This window comes from uncultured Arcobacter sp., assembly GCF_937982575.1.
Taxonomy (GTDB): Bacteria; Campylobacterota; Campylobacteria; order Campylobacterales; family Arcobacteraceae; genus Arcobacter.
On the sequence record NZ_CALJLR010000006.1, the window covers coordinates 30,156 to 51,628 of the forward strand.

The 21,473-nt window shown below is 28.8% G+C and carries 22 protein-coding genes and 8 tRNA genes; 26 read left to right on the top strand and 4 right to left on the bottom strand.

Going from position 1 to position 21,473, the window contains the following annotated elements:
- Positions 1–151: 151 nt before the first annotated feature.
- From Q0617_RS05210 to Q0617_RS05265, 12 genes are all read left to right on the top strand, one after another.
- A complete protein-coding gene (locus tag Q0617_RS05210) occupies positions 152–2,488 on the top strand; it encodes a dynamin family protein (RefSeq protein WP_298751247.1) in 2,337 nt (778 codons plus the stop codon).
- Positions 2,485–4,500 (top strand): dynamin family protein, encoded by a 2,016-nt coding sequence (locus tag Q0617_RS05215; protein WP_298751249.1) that lies wholly within the window; start codon positions 2,485–2,487, stop codon positions 4,498–4,500. The genes Q0617_RS05210 and Q0617_RS05215 overlap by 4 nt, the downstream gene beginning before the upstream one ends.
- 95 nt (positions 4,501–4,595) lie before the next feature.
- Positions 4,596–4,670: transfer RNA gene (locus Q0617_RS05220), tRNA-Gln, on the top strand.
- A gap of 17 nt (positions 4,671–4,687) precedes the next feature.
- A tRNA-Leu gene (locus Q0617_RS05225) sits at positions 4,688–4,774 on the top strand.
- Positions 4,775–4,781: 7 nt separating this feature from the next.
- A tRNA-Gly gene (locus Q0617_RS05230) sits at positions 4,782–4,858 on the top strand.
- A gap of 13 nt (positions 4,859–4,871) precedes the next feature.
- A tRNA-Lys gene (locus Q0617_RS05235) sits at positions 4,872–4,947 on the top strand.
- Positions 4,948–4,964: 17 nt separating this feature from the next.
- A tRNA-Met gene (locus Q0617_RS05240) sits at positions 4,965–5,041 on the top strand.
- Positions 5,042–5,056: 15 nt separating this feature from the next.
- A tRNA-Met gene (locus Q0617_RS05245) sits at positions 5,057–5,133 on the top strand.
- A gap of 12 nt (positions 5,134–5,145) precedes the next feature.
- Positions 5,146–5,222, top strand: a tRNA-Thr gene (locus Q0617_RS05250).
- Positions 5,223–5,254: 32 nt separating this feature from the next.
- Positions 5,255–5,343, top strand: a tRNA-Ser gene (locus tag Q0617_RS05255).
- Positions 5,344–5,463: 120 nt separating this feature from the next.
- On the top strand, positions 5,464–6,927 hold the full coding sequence (locus Q0617_RS05260; RefSeq protein ID WP_298751251.1) for a GGDEF domain-containing protein: 1,464 nt from the start codon (positions 5,464–5,466) through the stop codon (positions 6,925–6,927).
- On the top strand, positions 6,927–7,283 hold the full coding sequence (locus Q0617_RS05265; protein WP_298751253.1) for a S24 family peptidase: 357 nt from the start codon (positions 6,927–6,929) through the stop codon (positions 7,281–7,283). Before Q0617_RS05260 ends, Q0617_RS05265 begins: the two co-directional genes overlap by 1 nt.
- Here the strand turns inward: Q0617_RS05265 and Q0617_RS05270 are convergent.
- On the bottom strand, positions 7,278–7,667 hold the full coding sequence (locus Q0617_RS05270) for a hypothetical protein (RefSeq protein WP_298751255.1): 390 nt from the start codon (positions 7,665–7,667) through the stop codon (positions 7,278–7,280). The two genes, Q0617_RS05265 and Q0617_RS05270, sit on opposite strands and share 6 nt — an antisense overlap.
- 131 nt (positions 7,668–7,798) lie before the next feature.
- Here Q0617_RS05270 and Q0617_RS05275 point away from each other — a divergent pair, with 131 nt between their 5' ends.
- The 9 genes from Q0617_RS05275 to Q0617_RS05315 all read left to right on the top strand — a co-directional run bounded on the left by Q0617_RS05275 (position 7,799) and on the right by Q0617_RS05315 (position 12,906).
- Entirely contained in the window at positions 7,799–7,948 is a 150-nt protein-coding gene (locus Q0617_RS05275) for a hypothetical protein (protein ID WP_298751256.1), read from the top strand.
- Positions 7,941–8,393 carry a transcriptional repressor gene (locus tag Q0617_RS05280; protein WP_298751258.1) on the top strand — a complete coding sequence of 151 codons (453 nt, stop codon included), beginning with the start codon at positions 7,941–7,943 and terminating at the stop codon, positions 8,391–8,393. Before Q0617_RS05275 ends, Q0617_RS05280 begins: the two co-directional genes overlap by 8 nt.
- Before the next feature lie 82 nt (positions 8,394–8,475).
- Positions 8,476–8,790 carry an HMA2 domain-containing protein gene (locus Q0617_RS05285; protein WP_298751262.1) on the top strand — a complete coding sequence of 105 codons (315 nt, stop codon included), beginning with the start codon at positions 8,476–8,478 and terminating at the stop codon, positions 8,788–8,790.
- Entirely contained in the window at positions 8,791–9,468 is a 678-nt protein-coding gene (locus Q0617_RS05290) for a DUF2202 domain-containing protein (RefSeq protein WP_298751264.1), read from the top strand.
- A 3-nt stretch (positions 9,469–9,471) separates the two neighbouring features.
- The gene (locus tag Q0617_RS05295) at positions 9,472–9,708 is read left to right on the top strand and encodes a hypothetical protein (protein WP_298751266.1); all 237 of its coding nucleotides are present in this window, start codon (positions 9,472–9,474) and stop codon (positions 9,706–9,708) included.
- Positions 9,696–10,067 carry a hypothetical protein gene (locus Q0617_RS05300; RefSeq protein WP_298751268.1) on the top strand — a complete coding sequence of 124 codons (372 nt, stop codon included), beginning with the start codon at positions 9,696–9,698 and terminating at the stop codon, positions 10,065–10,067. The genes Q0617_RS05295 and Q0617_RS05300 overlap by 13 nt, the downstream gene beginning before the upstream one ends.
- Positions 10,060–10,395, top strand: coding sequence for a YtxH domain-containing protein (locus Q0617_RS05305; RefSeq protein WP_298751270.1), 336 nt, complete (start codon positions 10,060–10,062; stop codon positions 10,393–10,395). Before Q0617_RS05300 ends, Q0617_RS05305 begins: the two co-directional genes overlap by 8 nt.
- Positions 10,396–10,400: 5 nt before the next feature.
- The gene (locus Q0617_RS05310; RefSeq protein ID WP_298751272.1) at positions 10,401–12,500 is read left to right on the top strand and encodes a heavy metal translocating P-type ATPase; all 2,100 of its coding nucleotides are present in this window, start codon (positions 10,401–10,403) and stop codon (positions 12,498–12,500) included.
- 178 nt (positions 12,501–12,678) lie between these two features.
- A complete protein-coding gene (locus Q0617_RS05315) occupies positions 12,679–12,906 on the top strand; it encodes a hypothetical protein (protein ID WP_298751274.1) in 228 nt (75 codons plus the stop codon).
- A gap of 4 nt (positions 12,907–12,910) precedes the next feature.
- Here the strand turns inward: Q0617_RS05315 and Q0617_RS05320 are convergent, their stop codons facing one another.
- The 3 genes from Q0617_RS05320 to Q0617_RS05330 are packed head-to-tail and all read right to left on the bottom strand — an operon-like array spanning position 12,911 to position 13,958.
- Complete coding sequence (locus Q0617_RS05320; RefSeq protein WP_298751277.1) at positions 12,911–13,033, bottom strand: hypothetical protein; 123 nt, start codon at positions 13,031–13,033, stop codon at positions 12,911–12,913.
- Positions 13,034–13,042: 9 nt separating this feature from the next.
- Positions 13,043–13,543, bottom strand: coding sequence for a flavodoxin (locus Q0617_RS05325; protein WP_298751279.1), 501 nt, complete (start codon positions 13,541–13,543; stop codon positions 13,043–13,045).
- Entirely contained in the window at positions 13,515–13,958 is a 444-nt protein-coding gene (locus Q0617_RS05330) for a hypothetical protein (protein WP_298751281.1), read from the bottom strand. Before Q0617_RS05330 ends, Q0617_RS05325 begins: the two co-directional genes overlap by 29 nt.
- Positions 13,959–14,115: 157 nt before the next feature.
- On the opposite strand from Q0617_RS05330, the gene Q0617_RS05335 reads away from it, so the two are divergent.
- The 5 genes from Q0617_RS05335 (at position 14,116) to sucD (ending at position 21,466) form a co-directional block, all read left to right on the top strand.
- Positions 14,116–16,053 (top strand): cache domain-containing protein, encoded by a 1,938-nt coding sequence (locus Q0617_RS05335; protein ID WP_298751283.1) that lies wholly within the window; start codon positions 14,116–14,118, stop codon positions 16,051–16,053.
- Position 16,054: 1 nt separating this feature from the next.
- Complete coding sequence (locus Q0617_RS05340) at positions 16,055–16,837, top strand: ABC transporter substrate-binding protein (protein ID WP_298751285.1); 783 nt, start codon at positions 16,055–16,057, stop codon at positions 16,835–16,837.
- Between the two features lie 4 nt (positions 16,838–16,841).
- Complete coding sequence (locus Q0617_RS05345; protein WP_298751287.1) at positions 16,842–19,304, top strand: PAS domain-containing protein; 2,463 nt, start codon at positions 16,842–16,844, stop codon at positions 19,302–19,304.
- A 117-nt stretch (positions 19,305–19,421) separates the two neighbouring features.
- Positions 19,422–20,594, top strand: coding sequence for an ADP-forming succinate--CoA ligase subunit beta (sucC, locus tag Q0617_RS05350; RefSeq protein ID WP_298751289.1), 1,173 nt, complete (start codon positions 19,422–19,424; stop codon positions 20,592–20,594).
- The gene (sucD, locus tag Q0617_RS05355) at positions 20,594–21,466 is read left to right on the top strand and encodes a succinate--CoA ligase subunit alpha (protein ID WP_298751290.1); all 873 of its coding nucleotides are present in this window, start codon (positions 20,594–20,596) and stop codon (positions 21,464–21,466) included. Before sucC ends, sucD begins: the two co-directional genes overlap by 1 nt.
- The last annotated feature ends 7 nt before the right edge of the window (positions 21,467–21,473 follow it).

Here is a 21,473-nt window from a genome sequence, read left to right on the forward strand (position 1 = left end):
ACAAGAGATTTTTTCTCTTGTATAAATAAAAGATATAAAAAGTTAATTACCCAATGGGTAATTAACTTTTTGTATTTTAGGGATATTTTAAATTAGTTTAATATTTTAAATTAACTTTTAGGTGTACAAAAAAACCTTTGTAGGAGAATAGATGTCACTAGTCAACGATTACTTTTTACTATATCATGGAAAACATTGTGAGCAAAAAACCACATTTGGAACAGAACACTATAAAAATAGAGATGAATTCTTTGAAATAGCAGCTTTAGTTCTTGCACCAACAAGAAAAAACTATGAAAAATATATATCTTTAGATAGCTTTAAAAAGTTAATTACAAATATCACAAACAAAGAAGTAAAAAGTTTAGATGATCTAAACCAACTCCAATTTTGTCTAATTGATTCCATAGAAAAAGATACTACAAACTGTCAAATTGAAAAACTACATGAAAGCCTAGAATACCTTAAAAATGAACAAATCTTAGAGACATCAAATTTCAATAAATTGATTTCTCTTTTTGACCCAAATGAACTAGGTCTTTGTGATGAAGAGTCAAAAGAAGAGATAATCCAAATAGATGAATCAAAATCATTTAAAGAGTTAAAAGTTGATTTTGAAGAGTTACTTCAAGAGTTACAAACTATTTTTAAATCTCAAGAGTACAAAGAAGAGCTAACTAGTACAAAAGAGTACCTAGAAAACCAGAAATTCTCCATTGGAATTACAGGTGTTATGAATGCTGGTAAATCCACAATGTTAAATGCTCTTATGGGAGAAGAAATCCTTGGAAGTGCAGTTGTTCCAGAGACTGCAAATCTGACAATAGTAAAGCATGGTATTCCAGAAGCAAAAGTATTTTACTGGAACAAACAAGAGTGGGATAGAATAGAACAAGCCTCTAATCAATTGGATTCAATAAAAGAGTTTATAAAAGAGACTAAAAAAATCTTTGGAGATGATTTAGAAAAGTATATTCAAGAAGAATCATATAATGAGAAAGTTGATATTAAAAATCTTGCAGCTTATACTTCAGCAGAAGCTAGTGGTAAAAAGTGTAATTTAGTTAAATATGTAGAATTGAAATCTGATTTAAAGTTTTTAGAAGATGGAATAGAGATAGTTGATACTCCAGGACTAGATGACCCCGTTATTCAAAGGGAAGAGATAACAAAAGAGTACTTAAGTCAATGTGATTTAATGATTCATTTAATGAATGTATCTCAAAGTGCTACTTTAAAAGATGTAGAGTTCATCATAGATGCCCTGCTTTATCAAAATGTAACTAAACTACTAATAGTAATTACAAGAGCAGATACGGTTTCAAAAGAGCAGTTAGAAGAGGTAATTAACTACACAAAATCTTCAATTGAAGCTCAACTAAAAGCTCAAAACAAAGATAGTCAACTTGATTTTATACTTAGAAATATAAAGTTTATACCAATCTCTGGAAAAATGGCACTGTTACATAGAACAGGAAGAGAAAAAGAAGCCCTTGATGCAGGATTTAAAATAGAAGATACTGGTATTTTAGAGATTGAAGACTATTTAAGTGAGACATTGTTTGGAAAAAACTCTTCAAAAACTGACTTAATAATAAAAGGTGTAAAAACACAACTTAGAAAAACAGTAGAAAAAGAGATTAAATCTTTCAACTATGACTTGATTTTATTAAGTAAATCAAAAGAGGAACTACAAGCTGACTTAAAAGAGTTTGCTAAGAAAAAATCCACAAATGAATCTATCTTTGAAGCTATGGAAGAAGATATAGCTGTTTATAAAAATGATGCAAAAAGTTATATTCTTACCCTAGAAACATTTTTAGAAAATGAACTATTAGACCTACAAGGAATAATCAGACAAAGAGTTTTTTCAGATGTAAAATACTCTTTTGAGAAGACAAAAAAACGTCCAGAATCAAAAAGAATAAAAGCTATTGTTGAAACTGCAATAAAAGATGGAATCGTTGATGTAATTAGAGATTATAGATATAAATTTATCAAAAAGTCTCAAAGTATTGGTGAAGTTTTTGGACAAAAGTACCAAGAAATGGGATTTTCTATAGGACATAAAAATGAGAGTTTTGATGCAAGAGGATTTTTTCAAAATGACTTTAAAAAAGGGTTTTTAACCTCCTCAAATGAAGTTTTAATAAACAAAATAATAAATGAAGTTGCAAAAAGTAAAGAGAGTAAACTATCAGAACTAGATAGAGCTATTCAAACATATATAAAAGATGAGTTTGATCCAATAGAAAAAAACATAAAACAAAAAGCAGAGAATGTTTCTAAAATATTAATAGATAACTTCTTTAAACAAATTTCAGAACCATTAAAAGTTTTTGAGAAAAAACTCATAAAAGATGAAAAAACCTTAGAAGATAGAATCTCTTCTTTTGAAGAAAATGATTCAAAAAAAGATGAATTAACAATTGAAATTCACAAAAAAGTTAAAAAACTTGAATCTATAAACAAGGAACTTAAATCATGAGTATCTTAAATAGTTTTGTAAAAGAGTATGCTGACAAATTCTTTGAAAAAGAGGAAGTTTTTGAAACTGGTTTAGTAGGTGATATCAAGAAAGTAAGAGCAAGACTTTTAGATGACAAGTTTTTACCATCTTTTCAACTAAGGTCAATATTAGATAAACAACTAAGACGGGCAAGATACCCTATGGAAGTAGCAATTACAGGGCAGTTTTCTTCAGGAAAATCAACATTTTTAAATGCCCTACTCTCTAAAAATATTTTACCAACGGGAATCACTCCCGTAACTTCAAAAGTAAACTTTTTAAATTATGGAGAAGAGTATAAACTTAAAATCACTTATTATTCAGGTGCTCAAGAGTTTGCTCCTATTGATGCAATCTCTGATTTTACAGATCAGCGTAAAGATGATATGAAAGATATCAAATATCTTACACTCTATGCTCCAATGGACATACTAAAAGATATCTCTTTTGTAGATACTCCAGGTCTTAATTCCCAAAGCCAAAGTGATACAGATACTACAAGAAAAGTTCTAAGGGATGTTGGTGGTATTATTTGGCTAACACTTATAGATAATGCTGGTAAACAATCAGAAGCAGAAGTTCTTGAAGAGTATATGGAGCAATTTAAAAATAAATCTCTTTGTGTACTTAATCAAAAAGATAAATTTACCCAAGAACAAATTGAAACAACTACTAATTATGTAAGAAAAAAGTTCTCAAAGTATTTTTCTCAAGTAACTCCAATCTCTGCAAAAATGGCACTTGAATCAAGAGCTCATCATAAAGATGTTCTTATTCAAGATGAGTATGAAAAATTTATATCTGAGTTTAAAAGTGATTTAAAAAATAATGATGTTGAATCATTAGAATTCTTTGAAAACAAATTTAAAGAGTACAAAAATACATTATCAAAAATAAATTTGGAAGATTCAAAAGATAATGCAAAACTTCTTGATGAATCAAATATTCAATTAGTAATTGATTTTATAAACAATACCATTAGACCACAAGCCCTTGAATCAAAAGAGTTCGCAATTAAAAGGGACCTTTTGGGTATTTGTGACATTTTAGTAAGTGAATATCAAAATATACTTAGTGTATATGATAGCCTTATAGAGATACTAAGCTCATCAGAGAATGAAATCTTAAATGCCTTAGATGCAATACACAAAAAATACTCAAAAGAGTTATTTAATATCTATAATTCACTTGAAACTATTATGGAAAAAATGGCACATGAAACATATAAAAATATAAAAACAGTAAAAACCCATAGATATGAAAATAAAACTGGCTTTTTAAATAAAGAAAACTATGCAAAAATAGAATATAACACCTATTGGATAGATAGTGACAATGTCTACAAAAATCTATTCTATGATGACCAAACTATAGATAAGATGTTTAAAAAGTCTATTAAAAACCTAAAACAAATAGAACTAAATGCAGATGAATCTTTTAGAGATGTTTATAGAATCATAAAAAGCAATGTTCACAGATGGCAAGAACCATATGAACTAATCAAGAAAAATAGAGATGTAGCATCTGATGCTGAGTTTTCTACAACAAGACACTTTGCTGCAAAAGTTTATGAAAATGTATTAATATCTTACCATAGAGCAATCTTAGAAAATATATCAGCCTTACGAAAAAAGTTTGCTTACTTTAATGGTGCGCTTTCATATAGTTATATTCAAACAACACAAGCAACTATTGCTCACTTTGAACAACAAATTGCAGAATCAGTACTTTTATACGAAAAAGAACCAACAAAATTTTCAGTGTATCATCCAAGAGAAGATGAGATTCTTACAAAATTAAAAGCAAACTTTGGATTTGAAAAAATCGAAGACTTTTTAACCTCAAAAAGAAACTACTTATTTAAGATTATCAAATACTCAAAAGAGCAATATTTGGAAATAAATAAACAAAGAATCGAATTTGTTGAGTCAAAAAAAGGTGAATATATAAGCAAAATAGAAGATTTGAAAGAGATAAAAGAGGAAATTTAATAGATTTAGACTTAAATTTCAGAATTTAGATAAGTTTAAGCAAAATACTATTGACAATATAGAGTTTTTTTTATATTATTTCAGTCCATTTTGATTGGGGTATCGCCAAGCGGTAAGGCCTCGGCTTTTGGTGCCGATATTCGCAGGTTCGAATCCTGCTACCCCATCCATTATGTTTTTTTTATGTGCGAGTGTGGCGGAATAGGTAGACGCGTGGGACTTAAAATCCCATTCCGGTTTCGGAGTGTGAGTTCGATTCTCACCATTCGCACCATAAAAGAGCGGGAGTAGCTCAGTTGGCTAGAGCTTCTGCCTTCCAAGCAGATTGTCGCGAGTTCGAGTCTCGTCTCCCGCTCCACTTTATATGTAATGACCCGTTAGCTCAGCTGGTAGAGCATCTCCCTTTTAAGGAGGTGGCCAATGGTTCGAATCCATTACGGGTCACCATTACAATTATTTTATACCGCGGAATAGAGCAGTCCGGTAGCTCGTCGGGCTCATAACCCGAAGGTCGTAGGTTCAAATCCTGCTTCCGCAACCAAAATTTAGCCATAGTGTCAAGGTAGCTCAGCTGGCTAGAGCGCTGGTCTCATAAGCCGGAGGTCGGGAGTTCAAGTCTCCCTCTTGACACCATTTCTAACACACGCTGGTGTAGCTCAGTTGGCTAGAGCAGCTGATTTGTAATCAGCAGGTCGGGGGTTCAACTCCCTTCACCAGCTCCATTAATACAAATTACACACCTAATAACAAAAATAGAGAGTTGCCAGAGTTGGTCGAATGGACCGGTTTTGAAAACCGGCGAGGTTCACGCCTCCGAGGGTTCGAATCCCTTGCTCTCTGCCACTATTTTCTATATACAAATAGAACTTAACTTAATAATAAAAATTAACTTAATAAAAATAAATAGTAATATAAATTAATTTATGCTATATTTCCATAAAAATTTCATATTAAGGATAAATGTTGAATTGTTTTTTAAGAATATTTTTAATAACAATAACTTTTTCTACTATATTATTTGCAAATATTCAAAAAGACAAAATTTATAATGTTGCTGTATTTAAAAACTGGATGCCATATTATTCTGTTAATAACAAACAAAAACCAAGTGGATTTGCAGTTGATATTTTTGAAGAAATAGCAAAAGATATAGGTATAAAATATACGTATATAATTGTTGAAAATTGGAATGATTTTTGGCCCTTAGTTGATAGTGGTAAAGTTGATATAATACCGGATATAAGTGCTACAAAAAATAGAAAAAAATCTTTACTCTTTTCTGATCCTACAAATACTTTTGAGATAACTATATACAAAAGAGCTACTGCTAAAAAGTTAAAACAAATTAATGATTTTTATAATAAAACTGTAGCTGTTGTTAATAAAAATGTTGGGGTAAGTGTAATGAAAAGATACCCTCAAATTAAAACAAAAGTATTTGACAATAGATTTGATGCATTTTATGCACTACTTTCAGGTGAAGTTGATGGGATTTGTTATCCAAGACCTTTAACTAATTATTCATTAAGAAAACTAAACTTAGATGACAAAATTATACCATTGAGTGAAAATCTTTTTGAGATAAAAAGGTCTATGGGGGTTATATCTCATAATATTGAATTAGTAGATAAAATTAATCAATCAATATCAAAGATAAAAGAGAATAGAAGATATGCCGTAATATATAAAAAATGGTTTGAAAAAGAGAAAAATTTTGAGTTCTCTTATGAACAAATTTTTTATTTGGTAGTTATTGTAACCCTTATTATAATGGGAATTATGTCATTAATTATATTTTATGGTATTAGAAAAAAATGGCTAATTACCGAAAAAGGACTAAAACAAGAGTTAGATATACGTACTACAAAATTAGAAGAAGCCAATGAAGAATTAAAAAAATTAGCAAGAATAGATTATTTGACAAATATATTTAATAGAAGACATTTTTTTGATATAAGTAAAAAGTACTTTGAAATATCAAAACGTAATAATACAAAGTTGTGTATTATTTCACTAGATTTAGATAAATTTAAAGCTATCAATGATACCTATGGACATAAAGTGGGAGATATGGTCTTAATAGAGTTTACTAAAATAGTAGATTTATTTATGAGAAAAAGTGATCTTTTTGGGCGTATAGGAGGAGAAGAGTTTTCAATACTTCTTCAAAATACCACTATTGAAGATACTTTGATAGTATCTGAAAAAATAAGAAAAAAAGTTGAAAGTACAAGCCTTAAATATGAAGATAAAACTGTACAATTTACTGTAAGTATGGGTATTGTTCAACTAATAAGTGAAAATACAGTAGACGAACTCCTAGAAAAATCTGATTTAGCTTTATATCAAGCAAAAGAGAATGGAAGAAATACAATTGTAAAATATGATTCAAAAATTGCAGATAATTACAAAAACAAGAAATCATAATGATAGAGTTAGAATATAGTGATGTATTTAATAAAACAATAGAAAAATTACAATTTTCAAAGAATCTAATAAAACACCCATATAATGAGAAATCACTTTTTGCCATTTTAGTAGATGGCAAATCAATGGAACCTCTTATAAATGATAGGGCAATTGTAGTTGCTGACTTATCAAATAAAACTTTAAAAAATGATGGGATATATTTAGTTTATTACAATAATAAAATGTGGATTAAAAGATATAATATAGAAAAGGATACCTTCTTTTCCATCAATCCCGCTTTTTCCCATCTTATTTATAAAAAAGAAGAGATTCATATAGTAGCAAAAGTCTTACTTACTTTTACAAATTTATAATCTAATATTTCTTTGTAAATAAATTATCATATCTTTATTTATAAATGCCAATCCTTGAAGTGACTTTTCACTTGCTTTAATTTTGATTATTGAATTAATATAATGTTCTAACTTATCTGTTAACTTTTTATCCTTGACTAAAAGAATAATTTTTGCTGATGTTTTATTTATCTCTCTTATTTGTTTATCTATATTTGATGATTCAAGCGATAATATATCTTCAGTTAATTTTGAAAACAGTTCTAATTTTGTATTTCTTATCCACCTATTTTGTTCCATTTTATTGTTAATTTTTGTAGAAATAAGTGTATCTACTACTTTAGAAGCCACAGCTCCTACAAGAGCACTTTTTGCAAGTGAAGTAAATAATGTCAAATTTAACATGCAAATCCTTTCATTTTTTTGATTATATGAATTAAAAACTTAATACTTTATTATAATGATAATAAGTATCATTAATATATACTTAAGTTTTTAAAATGTATAATTTTGATAATCATAATTAAGGTTAATATATGAAAAATATATCTTGTAATCAAAATGATGAAAAGAAATCTCTTCATCAAAAAAGTGTAAAGATTCATAACAATCTATGGATAGTCTATTGGTCTACACTTCTACTTACTGTTTGTATGCTCTTTATAAAAGATTTTATTAATGCATAAAAAAGAAGTTACTAGCTTTGATATTGCATTAAAAAATTTTAGACAACATATTACAAATTTGAATTTAAAAAATACTATTCAAAAAGATTACATTTTAAAAGTACTATATTATTCAAAAAAACATCTGACAGCTGATGAAATTGAGGCTGAACTACTACTAAAATACAATATAAACATATCAACAACAACTGTTTACAAAGCTTTAAAACTTTTAGAAAAACTCAATATTATTTCTTCTCTTGAAGTTTTAGAGAGTGCAAAGTGTTATGAATTGAACTCAAACTTACCCCACGGACATTTAATATGTACAGTTTGTCATTCAATAATTGAGTTTAAAGACAACTCAATAGATAATATACAATTAAAAATAGCAAATACTCATGCTTTTACTTTAACTAATCAGGTTATGACAATATATGGATACTGTCAAAAATGTCAAACATAATATTATTTATTGATAATGATTACAAATTTATAATAAGTAATTATTAAGACAAAATCTATAAAATATAAACAAAGGAAATAATTTGATTACTACACAAGATATTGTTAATATAGCTAGTTTTTTTACAATAATTGCACATACTCCTGGAAGACTTAGAGTAAGAGTAAATCCAGAAATTAAAAATATAGAAGGAAACTTATCCTTAGAAGATATTGAAAATTTACCAAAAAAAATAGATGGAATAACAAATATCAAGATTAATAAAATAATTGCATCTGTAACAATTACATATGATCCAAATGTGTTTAGTCCAACTATTTGGGAAGATTTAGTTAATAATAGAAATATTGATGAAATATCTATTTTAATAAATAAATTAGCAAAGGAGGTTATATAATTGGAAACAAACCTTGATCAAGAACTATTAACATCTGCAAGAGTAGATATTAATAGTGAAATTCCCATAACTACACAAATTCTTAGAATTGCTGTTTATGATGAGTTTAAAGCTTATGAAACATATACTAAGATAATTGAGTATTTTGGATTAGTACAACCTTTTGTAAATATTAAAGAGGCAGAAGCCATCCATTATGGAGTACTTATAAAACTAATGGAAAAATATGGGGTTGAAATACCTACAAATGATTGGTATTCTAAAATTGAAATTCCAAATACCTTAATAGAGTGCTGTGAAATGGGAGTTGCCGCAGAAATTAATAATATCGCTATGTATAATAATTTGTTAAGTCATGTGACACAAGATGATATTAAAAATGTGCTTTATCAACTTCAAGCTGCATCTTACAATAATCATCTTCCAGCATTTAGAAACTGTGTACTTATGCATTATAATAGCAGTGAAAACCAGACTTTTAATCAAGAAGATATGATGGAAAAGTTAGGTGAATACCAAGGTATATTAGATGATATTATGTCAGGAAATATAGATGAAGACTCTATTACAAAAATATTTTCTAAATTGAATTTATCAATGACAAGTGGAGCCGTTTTTGGTGGTGCAATTATAGCACTTATGAATAGTTATATTTCAAACAAACAAAACAAGGAGTAGAAAATGCCTTTACCATTTATAGCAGGATTAGTAATTGGAGCTGGTGCAGTAATTGCTTATAATAAATCAGAAAAAATAAAAAGCAACACAGATAAATTTGTTGATAAATCAAAAGAATTTGCAAATGAAACTTTTGAAAAAACAAAAAAGAACATGGATGAAATAAAAGAAAATATATGTTCAAAAAAAGAGACTAAAACAAAAACAGCAAAAAGCAAGGAAGAAAAATGCGAGGAATAAATGACCTTACAATAGATACAGGAACTCCTAGAAATGTATTAGGACATGTAATAAGTGGAGCAATTGCCTCTGCTGTAGTTTCAGGAGCTATAAACTATAAAAAAGTAAAAACCCAAGAAATAGAAAAAAAAGCAGCTATTAAAGATACTATTAAAAAAACTTCTCAAGGTGCAATTGCAACAGGTGCAGCAATTGCAACTGCTAATTACTTAGGAGAAAAAGGTGGTTTACTAAAAGCTGTTACTGCTCTTTCAATTGGAGCTATGGGGATTTATGCTGTTGAAATGATTGAAGAAAAACTTGATCAAAAATATCTAACAAATGAAAACTATCTTTTAGAAGAGGAAACAAATGAATAATCAATACGATATAAATATTGAAAATACACGACCAAATAATGCAAAAGTAAATGCAAATATTAATCAAAACCCATATATAAATCAAAACTTTAATCCCGCAGCAAATACTTCACAACAAAACAACTCTGCAGGTGGTTTTAATACGGGTGACTTTGTAAAAGGTGCACTTATTGGTGCAGCAGTTACCTACTTACTTACAAATAAAACTGCACAAGAAAATGCATTTAAGGCATTTGGAAAAGGAAGTGAACTTTTCCAAGCTGGTATAGAAGAGTTAAAAGAGCGATATGAAGATGTAAAAGCTCAAATACAAGCAAATAAAGAATAGCATTAATGAAAAATAACTTTATTAAAGTACATCAAACATCTACAAGAGTTAGATATAAATATTTTTTACTTAAAGAAAAATTCATAGATGAAAATATTTTAAAAAATCATCTTAAAAGAATTGATTATGTAATTGATGTACGAATAAATAAAAAAGCCTTTTCAATCATATTTGAAATACAAAAAGATATTACAGAAAAACTAGAAGAAATCTTAACTAAGCTAACCCTAGATGAGTTACTAAGTAATTGTGAAAATGAAGCAGTTTGTGTTTCTTGCGTCAGTGAGGAAGAACCTTCAATAAAAGGAATGCTTAATGCCTCAAGTGCTTTAATCTCTGAAAGACTTGTTAGAAATAATATGTTAAAGGCTGGTATAACAACTGCTGCTTCAATACCTTTATTAATTGATGGGTCTAAAGAACTTTTATCCCAAGGCTTAACTTCAAAAGTTTTAGAGAGTGCTGCCGTTGCTATTTCTATTTATAGAAAAGATTATCTTGCTGCAAACTCTACAAATGTAATGCTTGAACTTGGCGAATATATTGAAGAGACGACTGTTCATAAAAGTGATGATTTATTAAAAGAGTTAGCCAAACCAAATGTGGAAGAAGCTTGGGTTGAAAAAGTAGTAGATGGAAAAACAACTGAAATCTTAATCAAAAGTTCTGAGGTTGAAGTTGGAGATATCGTGGTAGTTGGTATTGGAAATACAATACCAGTTGATGGACATATCTTAGAAGGTACAGGTAGTGTAAATCAAGTATCTATGACAGGAGAAGCAGAACCAATTGTAAAGTATAGAGGAGATAGAGTTATCTCTGGAACTATCATAGAAGAAGGAAGATTTAGGATTTGGGCTGAACATGTGGGCTCAAATACGGCTACTCAAAGAATCCGTCACTACATAGAAAATTCACTAAATGAAAAATCATCTGTTCAACTAAAAGCAAATAAACTAGCAAACAAGCTAGTACCTGTAACACTAGGACTAGCAGGAGTTTCATATATCTTCGCAAAAGATTTTGAAAGAGTAGCTTCTATTTTACAAGCTGACTACTCTTGTGCCTTAAAACTGGCAACCCCAGTTGCCTTTAAATCAACTATTTCAAAAGCTGGGCATAATGGAATTATGATAAAAGGTGCAAAATCTATTGAAGCACTTAGCAATGCAGATACCTTTGTATTTGACAAAACTGGAACTTTAACTTGTGGAGAGCTTGAAGTAATCTCAGTAGAATCGTATAGTGATGATTGGACAGAAGAAGAAGTCCTTAATCTAACTGCTTCAACAGAAGAGCACTATTTCCACCCTGTTGCAGAAGCCGTTGTAAAAGCAGCAAAAGAGAGAGGTTTTGTACATATGCACCATGAAGAAGTTGAGTTCATAGTTGCACATGGAGTTAAAACAGAAGTAAAAGGAAAATCAGTAGTAATAGGAAGTAGACACTTTGTGGAAGATGATGAAAAAATTGATTTTTCTGAACACAAAGATAAAATTAACAATTCACTTAAAAATGGTAAAACCCTACTTTATATTGGATACGATGGGAAACTTTTAGGAACTATTGGACTATCCGATGAATTAAGAGAAAATACAAAAGAATCAATTGCAAAACTTAAAAATCTTGGTGTAAAAAACATCATTATGCTAACAGGTGATACAAAAGAAAAAGCAAAACTAATTGCCGATGAGATTGGTATTGATGAAGTAAGAGCTGAATTACTTCCTCAAGACAAAGCAAAAATAGTAAAAGAGCTTATGAGTGAAGGTAAAAAAGTGGCATTTATAGGTGATGGAATAAATGATGCACCTGCACTTATATCTGCACATGTTGGAATATCTATGAGTAGAGGTGCCGATATTGCAAAAGCAACTGCTGACATTAGTCTTTTAAAAGATGATATTGCCTGCGTTGTAGAAGCAAAAGAGTATGCTAATAAAACAATGAATTTGATTAATAACAATTTCAATGCAACAGTTGGAATCAACTCTTGTATACTTGCAGGTGCTACATTTGGTCTATTTTCTCCAATTGTAACAGCTGTTTTACATAATGGAACAACCATTGGATTATTGCTTAATTCAATAAGGGGTGTTAAGTAGTAGTAATTGATAATAGTTATTATTTTTATTTAAGTTTTTTTAGATAAAATATTGATAATTATTATCAAAAGGATTAATATGCCATTTTTATTACCACTTGCAACAGCTTTAACAGCAGTTTTAACAGTAAAAACTGTACACAAAACTGCTAAAGTAATAGATAAAAGGAAAAAAAGAAATGAAAGAACTACCAATTGATTTAGAGATTCAAAAAGAAGCAGCCAAAATTGGAATGACAGCAACTTTAGGGGCTACTGTTGTAACTTCTATGTTTATGAAAAATAAAGTTGCCAAAAAAGTTCATGTAGTAGCTGGTGTTGCCTTTTGTGGATTTGCATTGTGGCATCATATGTTATATCAACCAAAAAACAAACCAAAAAAACCTATATCTTTGCAAAAAGCTTAAGGATTTACTCCTTAGGCTTTCTTAAAACTCTACCTTTTTTTATCTTTTTGTGAGTTAGTCCCACCTCTTCTTTTAATATTTGAATTTTTCTTAATAACCTTTCTATATCTATCTCTTTATTTTCCATTATTTTCTCCTAATTAAAATTTTTCTTTAATAAAGTGGTCCACTCTTTTACTCTTTTGTTTGTTAGAGTATCTTGTGTATCCTCATCTAAGGCTAAGCCAACAAATCTATTGTCAATAAGAGCTTTTGATTCATCAAAACTGTATGACTCATCAATCTCCCACTCACCAATAATTTTTGCACCCATACTTTTTATTTGTTCGTAAAGTATGCCCATTGCATCTAAATATGTATCAGGATACCCATCTTGATCTCCTAAGCCAAAAAAAGCAACTGTTTTAGATGAAAAATCTACTTTTTTTAACTCTTCAAAATTATCATCCCAGTCATCTTGCAAATCACCATCTCCCCAAGTTGAAACTCCAAGTATTACATTGCTATACTCATTTATTTTTTCTAAACTTATATCTGCGATGTCATATATTTCATCTATGGCTAGTTCACCTGCAATAATATTTGCTATGTTAGAAGTATTTCCCGTACTACTTGCATAAAATATTGCTGTTGTCACTGCAACTCCTTTTTTTTAAAATATCATTTAATGAATATGGGATTAGTTTTATCACATAATCATTACAGGTATCTTCCAATATTGGAATTTTTACCTGAATGTGTTTATTGAACTCTTTATTCTTAGGATAAACAAAATATACATATTTAAATTCACTATTAAGAACCACATCACAAGCAATTTTAACTTCATTGTCAATTGATAATTTATTCTTATTCATATTTGTAAACACAGGAACTACTTTTATTGAAGGGTGATTTGATAATATAATATCAATGCTCTGTTCATTTTTTTCTACAAATCTATTTTTAGTATTTCTTGATATTTTTTTATATACGTACTCAAAAAAGTTTTCTTCTACACTTCTTGTATTTAAAATAGTACTTACTAAATTTTCACATTCATTGAAACTCATATCTAAACCTTTATATTGATAATCAGTATCATATATAAACAACTCTTAAAAGAGGCTTATTTTGATAATAGATATCAATATAATTCTTAAAGTTTGCTATACTTATAAAATTAATAATAATTTGGGTAAAATCTTTTAGCTTTAAAGAAGAGAATGAATGATATTTGAAAATGAAAAAAAAATCTTAAAGATTATAAAATATACGCCATCAGTTTTTATTCTAATTGTCTCAATGATTGTATTAACTATACAATTCATAGAAAAAAATAATACTTTTCAAAAAGAAAAAGTAAAAATACAAAATGAATATTTAGATAGAAATAAAGAGTTAATCAAAGATCGTGTAAATGAAGTCTATACTTATATTCAAAATGAGAGAAAATCCACTGAAGAAAATTTAAAAGACTCTTTAAGTCTTGCAATTCAAAATGCCCATGCAATTGCACAATCAATCTACAGAAATAACAAAGATAAAGATCCCAAATTTGTGAAAAAATTAATCATAGAAGCTCTTAGAGATATTAGGTTCAATGAAGGTAGAGGCTATTATTTTATCTATGATAAAAAAGGTATCAATCATCTTTTACCATATAACAAAGAACTTGAAGGAAAAAGTTTTTGGAATCATGAAGATGCAAAAGGCGTACCAATTGTTAGACAAATGATTGAGGTTTTAAAAACAAAAGATGAAAGTTTTTGTCAGTGGCATTGGTATAATCCCCTAAATCCTGATGTTCAAAAAAGAAAAATAGGACTTGTGAAAAACTTTGAACCCTTTGATTGGTTTATAGGAACAGGAGAGTATGTAGAAGATTTTGAAGAAGATGTGCAAAATAGAATTTTAAAACATATCCGAGATATAAGATTTGGTAAAAGTGGTTATATTTTTATTATAAATTATGATTCAATCTACTTAAGTCACATAAGAAAAGAGTTTATTGGTCAAAATGCAGTAACAAACAATGATACAAAAGAGATTAAAAAAGTAATCGCAGATTTAATAAACATATCAAAAAATGGGCAAGGATACTATACCTACACTCAAAATAAAAAACCAGGAATCGAAAAACCTATCAATAAAACTAGTTATGTGAAAGGTTTAAATGATTGGTCATGGATGATAGGAACAGGTTTTTACCAAGATGATATGGAAAAGTCTATCCAAGATAGAAAAGAATATCTTGACCAAGATTTCAAAGAACGTCTAGTTCAAACAATCCAAATAGAGGTATTACTTGTTTTTATCTTACTTCTTTTTTCAATCTATTTTTCTAAAGTTTTACAAAATATATTTGAGAAATACACAAAAGATATAGAACATCATATAAAAACTAATAACAAACAACAAAACATGTTGGCATATCAATCAAAAATGGCTGCAATGGGTGAAATGATTGGAAATATTGCCCACCAATGGAGACAGCCACTATCAGCTATTTCTACAACCTCTACTGGACTAAAACTTCAAAAAGAGCTAAATATGCTTGATGATAAATTCTTAGTAAAAAGTCTTGAGGATATAAATGCTGCAGCTCAGTTTTTATCTTCAACTATAGATGATTTTAGAAATTTCTTCAAAGTCAATAAGGAAAAAGCAACCTTTAGTATCAAAGATGTTCTTAAAAAGTCTATTTCTTTAGTAAGTGCACAATTTAAAAATCATGATATAGAAATCATAGAAGATATAGAAGATGTAAAAATAACTAATTTTCAAAATGAACTTATCCAAGTGCTAATAAATATATTAAATAATTCAAGGGATGAACTTGTAAAAAAAGATAAAAATTCTAAAAAACTAATTCTTATAAATACACAAATATTAAAAGAGAATGTAATTATTGAAATAAAAGATAATGCACAAGGAGTACCGCCTGATATACTAGATAGAATTTTTGAACCATACTTTACAACTAAACACAAAAAGCAAGGTACGGGTATTGGTTTATTTATGAGTAGAGAGATTATTAATAAAAATATGAAAGGTGACATTAAAGCATATAATAGTACATTTTCACACCAAAACTGTGAGTACTACGGAGCTGTATTTAGAATTTCACTCCCACTAGATAATATAAACTTGCATAAGGAACATTAATATGAAGAGATTTTTAGGGAGTATTTTTGTATTACTTACACTTGTAAGTAGTATGCATGGGGACAAACTTGAAACAATAATGAAAGAAAATAGACTTAAAGTTTGCATTTGGCCAGGATATTATGGAATATCATATTTAGACCCAAGAACTCAAGAACTTGCAGGAATAGATAGTGATTTAGCAAAAGAGCTAGCAAAAGATTTAAAAGTTGATTTAGAGTATGTACAAAGCTCTTTTGCAACACTAATCAAAGATATAGATGAAAATAAGTGTGATATAGCTATGTTTGCTATTGGAAACACCCCATCAAGAAGAGAAAAAATAAGATTTACTACACCTCACTTATCTAGTGATATATATGCAATTACTACAAAATCAAATAATAAAATTCAAACTTGGGATGATCTAGATAAAAAAGGAAATATCCTTGCCGTTGCAAAAGGCACATATCATGAACCAATTATGAAAGAGAAGTTAGAAAATGCAGAACTTTTAGTAGTAAATGGCTTTAAAGCAAGAGAACAAGAAGTTTTATCAGGAAGAGCTGATGCATTTATGACAGATTATCCTTTTGGAAAAAGAATGTTAGCAAAAACTGATTGGGCTAAACTTATTATTCCACAAAAGGAATATTACAAAACTCCTTATGCTTGGGCAATGGCATATGGAAATGACAAATTTTATGAAAGAGTTGAAAAATTTATCAGCGATATTAAAAAAGATGGTAGATTATTAAAACTATCAAAAAATAATGGACTGGAAGCAATAGCTAAATTAAATTAAAAGTATGAATAAACAGAATATAAAAGGCTTTACCAAAATACTTATTATTGCTATTTCAATGATTGGGATTGTTATTTGGAGTATAGTTTCATCCTTATCTATATTAAAAGATGAGGCTATAAAGACCCACCTTAAAATTGCACAAATTGAAGCAAATACCTTATCAGCTCAAGTTTCACAAACCTTTGACAGTGTAGAGTTCATAATATCAAACTTAAAAGACTCTTTGAAAATAAATAATGATGAAACCCGTCTAAAAATGCAATTTAACAATATATTAAAAAGTACTCCATATATTCGTTCTATTAATATTTTAAACAAAGATAAAAATGTTATCTATAGTTCAAACTATTTAAATACAAACCTTACTTTAAATGATAATGATTTTTACCCAAAACCTCTATTCAATAAATCTATATTAAGATTTGGAAATCCATGGCTAGGAAGAGACTTAATTAATGCAACAGATGTAACAAAATCTCAATCTTTAAAAGGAAATGAATCATCTTTTTTACCCATATTAAAAATGATAGATATAAAAGAGAAGAGCTATTTTGTATTGATAAATATAAACACCTCATATTTTCTAAATAAAAATCAACAAATTCTTAAAAACCATGCCTTAAATTTCAATCTATACAGACTAGATGGTATTTTACTTTTTTCATCAAAAACCCCTAATAAAATAGGAAGTAAAATAAAAAGTACTCTACTCTTTGATGAATCAATCAAAAAAGATAAAGCCTCAGGTATTGAAATAGTAGATAATATAAAATATATGAGTGCTTACCATCCTACAAATATTTATCCACTAAACATTGATATACAATTGGATTTTAAAAAAACACTTGTTGAATGGGAGAAAAAAAGAAAAAATATAATACTTATCATCTCAACATTAATCTCTCTATGTGTAATACTTGTGCTTGCCTTGATATATAAAAATAATTTAGAAAAAGAGCGTGAAATTGCATTTCAAAAAAATCAGTTAGCAGACAAAAGAAGATTTCAAATTCTATTTGAACAAGATATATTTTTAGCAATAACACTAAAATCTGATGGAAGAATAAGTGAGATAAATAATCTAGTACTACACTTTTTAAATATGAATAAAGATGAGATATTCAATAAAAAAATCTGGGAACTGCCTTGTTGGAATATAGAAGATAAGAAGTGGCTTGAAAAAGAGATTTTGTCATATGAAAAAAACAAAAAACTAGAAAAAATCTTATATCCAAAAAATAATAAGAATCAAATCAAGGTTTTTGACTTTAAATTAACTTCAATAGAATTATCAGAAACTATAGAACTTGTTGCCTTAGCTATTGATGTAACTCAAAAAATAGAAAAAGAAGAAAAGCTACAACACGCATATATAGTTTTTCAAAATGCCCATGATGGAATTGTAATCACGGACAAAAGTGGAAAAATAATAACTGTAAATAAATCCTTTGCAAACTCTACTGGATATAATCTTGAAGAAATAGTAGAACAAAACCCAAAAATTCTTAACTCTGGAATTCATGATAAAAAATTCTATACAAATATGTGGAATTCAATTTTAACAAAAGGTTTTTGGGAAGGAGAATTAATCAATAAAAGAAAAGATAATTCCCTATATAATGAAAGATTGACTATCAATACTGTTTATGATGAAAATCAAGAAATCAAAAACTTCATAGGTATATTTTCTGATATAACAAAACAAAAACAACAAGAAAAAGCACTAAAAGAACAAGAACAAATACTTTACCAACAATCAAAACTAGCTGCAATGGGTGAAATGATAGAGAATATCGCCCACCAATGGAGACAACCTCTATCTATAATATCTTCAGCAGTTACAGGTATGCAACTTCAAAAAGAGTTAAATATAAATAATAACCCAGAAGATGAAATCAAAAATTTAGTTTTAATAAATAAATCTGCCCAATATCTATCTAAAACAATTGATGATTTTAGAAATTTCCTAAAAACTGATAATATAAAAGCAAATATACAAATAGAAAGCACTATCAAAAAAGCTTTAGATTTATTAAGCTCAAAACTTAAAAATAGAGATATTGATATCATAGAAAATTTAGAAAACATTGAAGTTTTAGGTATTGAGAATGAGTTACTTCAAGTTATTATGAATATTATTAGTAATTCAAAAGATGCTTTAGAAGATAAAAATATTGAAAAGAAGATGATTTTTATTGATGCTTTTGTAGAAAATGCAGATGCGATTATTTTAATAAAAGATAATGCAGGTGGAATAAATGAAGAGATTATAAATAGAGTATTTGAACCATATTTTACTACAAAACATAAAAGTCAAGGTACTGGTATTGGACTTTATATGAGTGAAGAAATTATAAAAAACCACATGGAAGGTACAATTTCTTGTACAAACACTAACTATACTTATCAATCAAAAGAATATAGCGGTGCAATGTTTAAAATCACTATTCCTTTAAGTAAATAAAACTTACATTTTTATATCCCTTACAGTTTTATTATTAAGCGACTTTCTATGTCTATTTAGATATAAATGTGCAATTAGAAGTAAGAAAATTTACTGTGAATAAAATCCGGAGAAATTATGAATCTACATGAATATCAAGCTAAAAACTTGTATAGAAAATATGATATTCCTACTACAAAAGGAAAACTTTTAACACATCCTTCACAACTTGACGATATTTTGAGAAACGTTGGAAAAGATAGATGGGTTATAAAAGCACAAGTTCATGCTGGGGGAAGAGGAAAAGTTGGAGGAGTTGTTTTAGTTAATTCAAAACAAGAAGCCAACGAAGAGGTTAGAAGATTACTTGGAAGTACTCTAATAACTCACCAAACAACTGCGCAAGGTCAACCTGTAAACTCTATATATATTGAAGAGCCTTGTGATATAAAAGATGAAATATATTTAGCTTTTATAGTTGATAGAACAAGTCAAAGAATTATGATAATTACATCTAGTGAAGGTGGAATGGATATTGAGGAAGTTGCAGATAAATTTCCTGAAAAAATACTAAGAAATCCTATTAATCCAATTGTTGGAATTATGCCAGCCCAATCTAGACAGATTTGTGAAGACTTAGGTTTTGACAAAGAGCTAAGTATCCAAATGATAGACTTGATGAAAAATATGTATAAAATGTTTGAGCAAAAAGATTTATCATTGGTTGAAATAAATCCTTTAGTTGTAACAAAAGACAATAAACTAATCTGCTTAGATGGTAAAGTTGTAGTTGATAACTCAGCCTTATATAGACAAGCTAAAATGAATGAAATCAGAGATGATTCACAAGAAGATGAGAGAGAATTAAAAGCTGAAAAACTAGACTTAAATTATGTAAGTTTAGATGGAAATATTGCTTGTATGGTAAATGGTGCAGGTTTAGCAATGGCAACTATGGATTTGATTAAAACCCATGGAGGAGAACCTGCAAACTTCCTTGATGTTGGCGGAAGTGTCAATGAAAAAAGAGTGGTAGAAGCCTTTGAAATTATTCTTTCAGATACAAAAGTAACTGGTATATTAGTCAATATTTTTGGTGGAATTGTAAGATGTGATGTTATAGCATCAGGTATCATTGGAGCAGTTAAAAAGATGGAAATTAGTATTCCAATCGTAGTAAGACTTGAAGGTACAAATGCAAAAGAAGGACTTGAATTGATAAAAAATTCAAATGTTACAGTTTATGAAGAGGCAGACTTGGATAAGGCTACTCAAAAAATCATTGAACTATCAAATAAAGGAGCTAAATAATGGCTATTTTAATTGATAAAAACACAAAAGTATTAGTTCAAGGTTTAACAGGTGCACAAGCTAGCTTTCATACACAAAGAGCTCTTGCATACGGTACAAATGTAGTTTCAGGTGTAGTTCCTGGAAAACGTGGACAAAGACATCTTGATATTCCTATTTACAATACAGTTGAGTGTGCTAAAAGATTAACAGGAGCAAATGCTTCAATTATCTATGTTCCTGCACCTTTTTGTAAAGATGCTATTATTGAAGCTAGTGAAAATGGTATAGAAACAATCGTATGTATAACAGAAGGTATTCCTACAATTGATATGCTAGATATAAAAGCTGTTGTTGATTTAAATGGTTCAAGACTTATTGGTCCAAATTGTCCAGGAATAATAACACCAGACCAATGTAAGATGGGAATTATGCCTGAAAGCATTCATATGGCAGGAAGTGTTGGTATTGTATCTCGTTCTGGAACATTGACTTATGAAGCAGTAAATCAATCAACTCTTGCAGGTTTTGGTCAAAGTACTTGTGTAGGTATTGGTGGAGATCCAGTTCCAGGAAGTGATTTTATAGATATTTTAAAGATGTTTGAAGAAGACCCTCATACAAAAGCCATCGTAATGATTGGTGAAATTGGTGGGGCAAAAGAAGAAGCTGCTGCTGAATATATAAAATCAAATATCACTAAACCTGTAGTTTGTTATATTGCAGGAGTTACAGCTCCAAAGGGCAAAAGAATGGGTCATGCAGGTGCTATTATTGATGGAGGTAAAGGAACAGCTGAAGAGAAATACTTAGCTTTAGAAAAAGCAGGTGTTAGAACAGTTAGAACTATTACAGCTATTGGTGCTGCTTTAAAAGAAGTCCATCCTAAATAAGAAGAAT